Source organism: Thermovirga sp. (genome assembly GCA_012523215.1).
Lineage (GTDB): Bacteria > Synergistota > Synergistia > Synergistales > Thermovirgaceae > 58-81.
Genome location: JAAYIZ010000072.1, coordinates 1 through 6,320, shown reverse-complemented (window position 1 = coordinate 6,320; position 6,320 = coordinate 1). Strand labels below are relative to the sequence as shown.

The following is a 6,320-nucleotide window of genomic DNA, read 5'->3' as shown; positions in this document are numbered from 1 at the left end:
TTTTACGATTACCGGTGGGTGCCGCCCCCGGATATGATCGTTTCCCAGTGGGTGAGGATGAAGTGCATGTTCGGGTGCCCCGACTACGGCAGGAATGCCTCCTGTCCTCCCCATGTGCCCTCCGTCCAGGAATGCCGGGAACTGCTGGGGGAATACTCCCATGCCCTTCTGATACACCTGGCCTGCGAAGTGCCCCCTGAAAGAATGCGCCAATGGTGCCTGGAGAACCAGGAAGGGCTGATCGAGGCGGAGAGGCAAATCTTCCTCGCGGGGTTCGAAAAGGCCTTCCTTCTCTCTTTCGATAACTGCAACCTCTGCGAGGTATGCGTGGCTCACCCCGGGGAGTGCAGACTGCCCTACAAGAGGCGTCCCACCATGGAGGCCTTTGCCATCGACGTCTATTCCAGCGTCAGGAAGTTCGGCTACACTCTTTCGGTCAAAAAGGACCGCCAGGAAAAGCCCGACCGGTTCGCCCTGCTGCTGGTGGAGTAGAAAGAAAATCCTGCGGAAACGCCCCGATGGGCCGACCCCCCGGCGAGGCCGGCAAGTCTTTACCATCCTTTACATTTCTCAACTCCATCTTCATCATCGAGAGATTAAAATCATGGGCAAACAAAGTGAGATCGGGTGATAGGTCATGACGCTGATGAAAAGAGCGCTTCTTTTGTTTTCGCTGCTTCTTCTGTTTTCGGGGCTGTCGCTTACGATCCCGGCCGAAGCCGCTCCGCCGGCGATGGACCTGGAGGAATGCATTGAAAGGGCCCTGGCGAATCACCCGGACTTGGCGGCTGGGCGGGCGGACCTGGCTGCGTCGGAAGCCAGGACGGGTCAGACCAGGGCCGGAACTTACCCGTCGATAAGTTTCTCCTCCGGTTTTTCCGAGAGATCCTCGACAGGGTCGGGTCCATCGGAGGGATCGTGGTCGAGCGGTATAACCCTCTCCCAGGTCGTGAGCGACTGGGGGAGGAGCCATATCTCGCTCAAAAGAAGCCTGCTCGACGTCGAAGGTAAGGACCTTGCCCTGGCGGCGAAACGCTCCGATATCATGTTCGAGGTAACGAGGTCTTATTACCAGGTATTAAAAACCGGGAAAAACCTCGAGGTAGCCGAAGAAACCCTGTCCTTGAACGATGAGAGGCTGGAACAGGCCGAGGCCTTCTTCAGGGTGGGGCGGGTCTCGAGGTACGACGTAACAGCGGCCCAGGTTTCGAGGAGCAACGCCAACCTCGCCCTCGTGCAGGCCAGGACCGCCGGTAAAGAAGCGATGACTTCGCTGAAAGCGGCGATGGGGTCGCCCGACCTGCCCGACTTCTCCGTAGTGGACATCGGCGATGACCCGGAAGCGTCTTTCCCGGCGGGGTTGCCTTCGCTGGAGGCCGCCGTGGGTTCCGCCCTCGAGAACCGGCCCGATCTGAAGAGTTACAGGGTAAGCCTCGCGTCGGCCGAAGCGGCGGTCTCCCTCGCCAGGCTGGATAACGCTCCGAAGTTGGACCTGTCGGGGAGTTTCGGATGGGGCTCGACCGATTTCTGGGGGCAGGACAGCTGGAGGGCTGGGATGACCTTGTCCTTTCCCCTTTACGATGGGGGGCTCAGGAGGGAAAAGTTGCTGGAAGCGAGCGCCAACCTCGAGGGAGCCGAAGCCCGCCTCGAATCCTACAGGCAGCAGGTCCTGAAGGATGTCACGAGCGCCTGGCTGGCGGCGTCGGATTCAACGGAAACGGCGGCCGCGGCTGCCGAGGGTCTGCGGATGGCATCGGAGAACCTCGAGATCGCCACGGGAAGGTACAAAACGGGGGTCGGGTCACCCCTGGAGGTTTCCGATGCAACGAAAAACTTCGCCGAGGCGAAAGCGGCGTGGTTCGGCGCGCTCTACGACGGGATGACCGCCAGGGCCGCCCTTGAAAAGGCGATGGGAGTGATTCGATGATGAAGAACTGGCTCAAAAGTCGAAAGTTCCTGGCCGCCGCGATCATCATCGTGGCCGCGGCCGGTTTCTGGCTCTATCACAGCCGCTCTTCCGACCGGCCCGTCGTCCAGGCCACTGCCGTCGTGCGGGGAGGCATCGTGAAGACCGTATCGGCCACGGGGTCTCTGAACGCCGTCAATACCGTGAACGTAGGGGCCCAGGTCTCGGGGACGATAAAAAAGATACACGTGGACTACAACTCCGTCGTGACCAGGGGCCAGCTCCTCGCCGAGATAGACCCGTCGCTGCTGGAGGCCAACATCCGTCAGTCCGAGGCCAGCGTGCTCTCCGCCGGGGCTTCGCTCCAGGAGGCCCGGGCGACCCTGGCCGAGGCGGGAAAAAACCTGGAGCGCAACCGGGACCTTTTCTCAAAGGGGTATATCGCCGCCATGGAGCTCGACCAGTCGCAGACGGCCTACGAGACCGCCCTTTCGCGTCTGAGGAGCGCCGAGGCGTCCCTTTCCCATGCGAAGGCGGACCTGGAGTACAAGAAGATAAATTTCGGGCATGCCAGCATCGTATCGCCCATCGACGGGGTGGTGATTGACAGGGAAGTGGACGAAGGCCAGACGGTGAACGCCAGCCAGTCGGCCCCGACGCTCTTCACCATCGCCGAGGATCTGGCCAGGATGCAGGTGGAGGCCAACGTGGACGAGGCCGATATAGGGCAGATCCGGCAGGGACAGGCGGTCCGGTTCACCGTGGACGCCTTCCCGGAGGAGTCCTTCCTGGGTTCCGTCAAAGAGGTGCGCCTTGCCGCCGCCACCACCGACAACGTAGTGACCTACAGGGTAGTCATTTCCGTGGATAACGAGAGGAAGATCCTGATGCCGGGCATGACCGCCAACGTTTCGGTAATAGTCGAGAAAAAAGATGACATTCTGAAGGTGGCCAGCTCCGCCCTCAGGTTCAAGCCCACGGTGGAGGCGAGCGGTCCTCACCCTAAGGGAACTGTCCTCTGGACCCTTGAAAAGGGAGAACTGGTGCCTCATCGCGTGAAGACCGGGATCTACGACGGCCTGTTCACCGAGGTCGAGGGGGAGGGCGTCACCGAGGGCATGGAGGTGGTGACTTACATGTCCGCCCCGTCGGAGGGCAGGACATCCAGCGCCTTCGGTTTCGGGAGCCGCTCCAGGTGACGATCCGATGGCGATGAACGAACTGGTCAGGCTGGAGGTCATCACAAAAATATACGATCTCGGCGATGTCCGGGTGGAGGCGCTCAGGGATGTCAGTTTCACCGTGGAGGAGGGGGAGTTCCTTTCCATCATGGGGGCTTCCGGTTCCGGCAAGTCGACGCTCATGAACATCCTGGGATGCCTGGATACGCCGACGAGGGGCCGTTATTACCTGGAGGGGCATGACGTCAGCAGCCTGTCAAGGGATGAACTGGCGGATATCCGCAAGCACAAGATCGGCTTCGTCTTCCAGGGTTTTAACCTGCTGCCCCGCATGACGGCCCTGGAGAACGTCAAGTTGCCCATGCTCTACAACGGTGTCCACCCCTCCTTGAGGGACGAAAAGGCCATGGATGCCCTGGAGATGGTGGGCCTGGGCGACAGGGCGCAGCATCAGCCCCAGCAGCTGTCGGGCGGCCAGCAGCAGAGGGTGGCCATCGCCCGGGCCCTGGTGAACGACGCCTCGGTTATACTGGCCGACGAGCCGACGGGGAACCTGGACAGCAGGACCAGCAGGGATATCATGGATCTCTTCACGAAATTGAACGATAAACACGGCAGGACCATAATCCAGGTCACCCATGAGCCGGATATGGCCGCCTACGGGAAAAGAGTGCTCACCTTCCGCGATGGAATGGTTTTGAAAGACGAAAGGACCGGGCGATCATGATCTCCCTTTGGGAAACGTCGAGAATCTCCTTCAGGGCCCTGGCCGTCAACAAGATGCGTTCGGCCCTGACCATGCTCGGGATAATAATCGGCGTCATGGCGGTGATCATGATGTTCGCCGTCGGCTCCGGCGCGAACCGGGAGATATCCGACCGGTTCTCCAGCATGGGGAGCAACCTGCTCACCGTGAGGCCCGGGACCGGCCAGGCGCCGGGCGGGGTGCGGAGCGGTTCGGTCAATACCCTCACCGCGGACGACGCCAGGGCCATAGCGGAGGAGTGCATGGCCGTGGCCTACGCAGCCCCCGTCTACGGAGGTAGCGCCCAGGTCGTCTACGGCAACCAGAACTGGTCCACCTCGATCACGGGGACGACGCCCGATTACCTCTTCGTCCAGGACTGGGCGGTGGGATCGGGCACGGTCTTCACCGACCAGGACGTCAGGAGCGCCACCAAGGTCTGCGTCGTGGGGAAGACCATCGTGGACAACCTCTTCGGCGGGGAGGACCCGATCGGAAAAACCCTGCGGGTCAGGAACGTGCCCATGGTAGTGGTGGGTGTCCTGGGCGAGATCGGGACAAACCCCATGGGCAGGGACCAGGACGACATCGTCCTCGTGCCGGTGACGACGGTCCAGAGAAGGCTTTTCAGTTCTTCCCGGTCTGGTTCGGTTTCCACCATCATGGTGAAGGCCCACAGTTCGGAACTGCTGGGATCCGCCCAGGACCAGGTCACGTCGCTCCTTTCGATGAGGCACCGTATCCGCGAGGGAGGAGAGGAGGACTTCACCGTCCGCAACATGGCCCAGATGATAGAGAACGCCAAGGCCGCGACGAGGACGATGACGCTGCTCCTGACGGCGGTGGCGGGGGTTTCCCTCCTCGTGGGGGGGATAGGGATCATGAACATCATGCTGGTCTCCGTCACGGAGAGGACCCGGGAGATAGGCATCCGGATGGCCCTCGGCGCGAAGACCGTCGACATAAGGCTCCAGTTCCTCGTGGAGGCCCTGATGCTCTCTCTGCTGGGGGGGGCGACGGGTATAATCCTCGGCGTGGCGGGAGCCCTCTCCATATCGAGGGGCTTCGGCTGGGCCGTGGATATTTCTTTCTTTTCGATCTCCCTGGCCTTCGGCTTCTCGGCCTTCGTGGGCATCTTTTTCGGTTATTACCCGGCCTGGAAGGCTTCACTCCTGAACCCCATCGAGGCCCTGAGGTACGAATAGGGGCAGCCGGTCAAAGGTCAAAAAAGGATGATTACCCCTTATAATCGGACCATGTCGTCAGATCGGGAGTGATGACCAGTTGTTGAGGGAACCCGTCGTTATCTATGTTTTCTCCGGTTCCGGCAATACCCATGCCGTGGCCGGGAGGGTAGCAGGGACATTGCTCGATGGGGGAATAGCCGCCCAACTGAGGCCCCTCGAAAGGAGCGATCCCGGGGATACTCCTTCCGTCGGCACCGTCGGCCTTGCCTTCCCGGTGGCACTGTTGTCCACTTATCCCTTCGTCTGGGAGTTCGCGGAAAACCTGGCCGATGGACGGGGCAGGGGAATCTTCATGATCGACACCCTGTCTGGTCTCAGCGGGGGGATCGTCGGCCCGATGAGAAGGGTCGTATCTGCAAGAGGTTACCGGCCTGTAGGGGCTGTCGAGATAAGGATGCCCTCCAATTACGCGAGGACCGAACGGGAGAACTCCAGGGACGACGCCTTGCGCCGCCGGGGTCTCAAAAAGGCGTCCGCCTTTGCGAGAAACCTGGCGGCGGGGAGGACCTCCTGGCGTTCCGTCCCCCTGCTGCCGGAGTTCGTGAAAAGGCTGGGCCACAATCCCCAAAGCAGGGCATGGAAGTTCCTGCGCGGAAAGTATCCCTTGGCGGTCGATGTGGAAAGGTGCTCGAGATGCGGCCTTTGCGCCGAGGTCTGCCCCGTCTCTAACATCACCATGGAGACCTTTCCCCGTTTCGGCGAGGGCTGCCTCTTCTGCCAGCGGTGCATAGCCCTCTGCCCCAGGGAAGCCATCGGGGTTAAGGGCCGGTCCTTTGTGCCCTGCAGGGGATCGAGCCGGGAAAAAATGCTCGAACTGGCCGGCGCAAGCCGCGGCACCCGCAAATACTGAGACCCCGGCAAAGCTTTCGGGAGGGGCAGGAATCCGGAAAAGCGTGACCGGTCAGCGGGGGTGCCGTGGACGGGCTAATTCCCCGTCTTTTGGGCCTTTCGCTTCCGGTGGCGTATGAATATGACCCGGTTGCCCGATTCCCCATTAACGGCGCGGGATTCCACCTCGAAGAGCCCCGTGGCCTTCACCAGGGAACTCAGCTTCCTGAACCCGTAGTTCCGGGAGTCGAAGGAAGGGGACTGGTTGGAGATATGCTGCCCTACATTGCCGAGGGCGGCCCACCCGTCCTCGTCGGCGACGGCGTCGACGCTGTTGCGGAGAAGGTTAGTCAATTTCGTGTCGCCCCTGAGCAGTTTCGGGGTCTGTTTCTTTTTTGTCGCCTGTTCCTCTT

The 6,320-nt window shown here is 61.3% G+C and carries 7 protein-coding genes; 6 read left to right on the top strand and 1 reads right to left on the bottom strand.

What is annotated here, in order from left to right; all coding sequences use genetic code 11:
• The 6 genes from GX108_02205 to GX108_02180 all read left to right on the top strand — a co-directional run.
• On the top strand, positions 1-492 hold a 492-nt coding region (locus tag GX108_02205), incomplete at its 5' end, for a DUF2284 domain-containing protein (protein NLO55860.1).
• Positions 493-637: 145 nt separating this feature from the next.
• On the top strand, positions 638-1,927 hold the full coding sequence (locus GX108_02200) for a TolC family protein (GenBank protein NLO55859.1): 1,290 nt from the start codon (positions 638-640) through the stop codon (positions 1,925-1,927).
• Positions 1,924-3,105, top strand: a complete 1,182-nt coding sequence (locus tag GX108_02195) for an efflux RND transporter periplasmic adaptor subunit (protein ID NLO55858.1) — start codon at positions 1,924-1,926, stop codon at positions 3,103-3,105. Before GX108_02200 ends, GX108_02195 begins: the two co-directional genes overlap by 4 nt.
• Positions 3,106-3,118: 13 nt before the next feature.
• The gene (locus GX108_02190; GenBank protein ID NLO55857.1) at positions 3,119-3,814 is read left to right on the top strand and encodes an ABC transporter ATP-binding protein; all 696 of its coding nucleotides are present in this window, start codon (positions 3,119-3,121) and stop codon (positions 3,812-3,814) included.
• Positions 3,811-5,037, top strand: coding sequence for an FtsX-like permease family protein (locus tag GX108_02185; GenBank protein ID NLO55856.1), 1,227 nt, complete (start codon positions 3,811-3,813; stop codon positions 5,035-5,037). Before GX108_02190 ends, GX108_02185 begins: the two co-directional genes overlap by 4 nt.
• Before the next feature lie 79 nt (positions 5,038-5,116).
• Entirely contained in the window at positions 5,117-5,929 is an 813-nt protein-coding gene (locus GX108_02180; protein ID NLO55855.1) for a 4Fe-4S binding protein, read from the top strand.
• Between the two features lie 74 nt (positions 5,930-6,003).
• Here GX108_02180 and GX108_02175 read toward each other — a convergent pair.
• The coding region (locus tag GX108_02175; GenBank protein NLO55854.1) for a Maebl at positions 6,004-6,320 on the bottom strand (317 nt) is incomplete at its 5' end.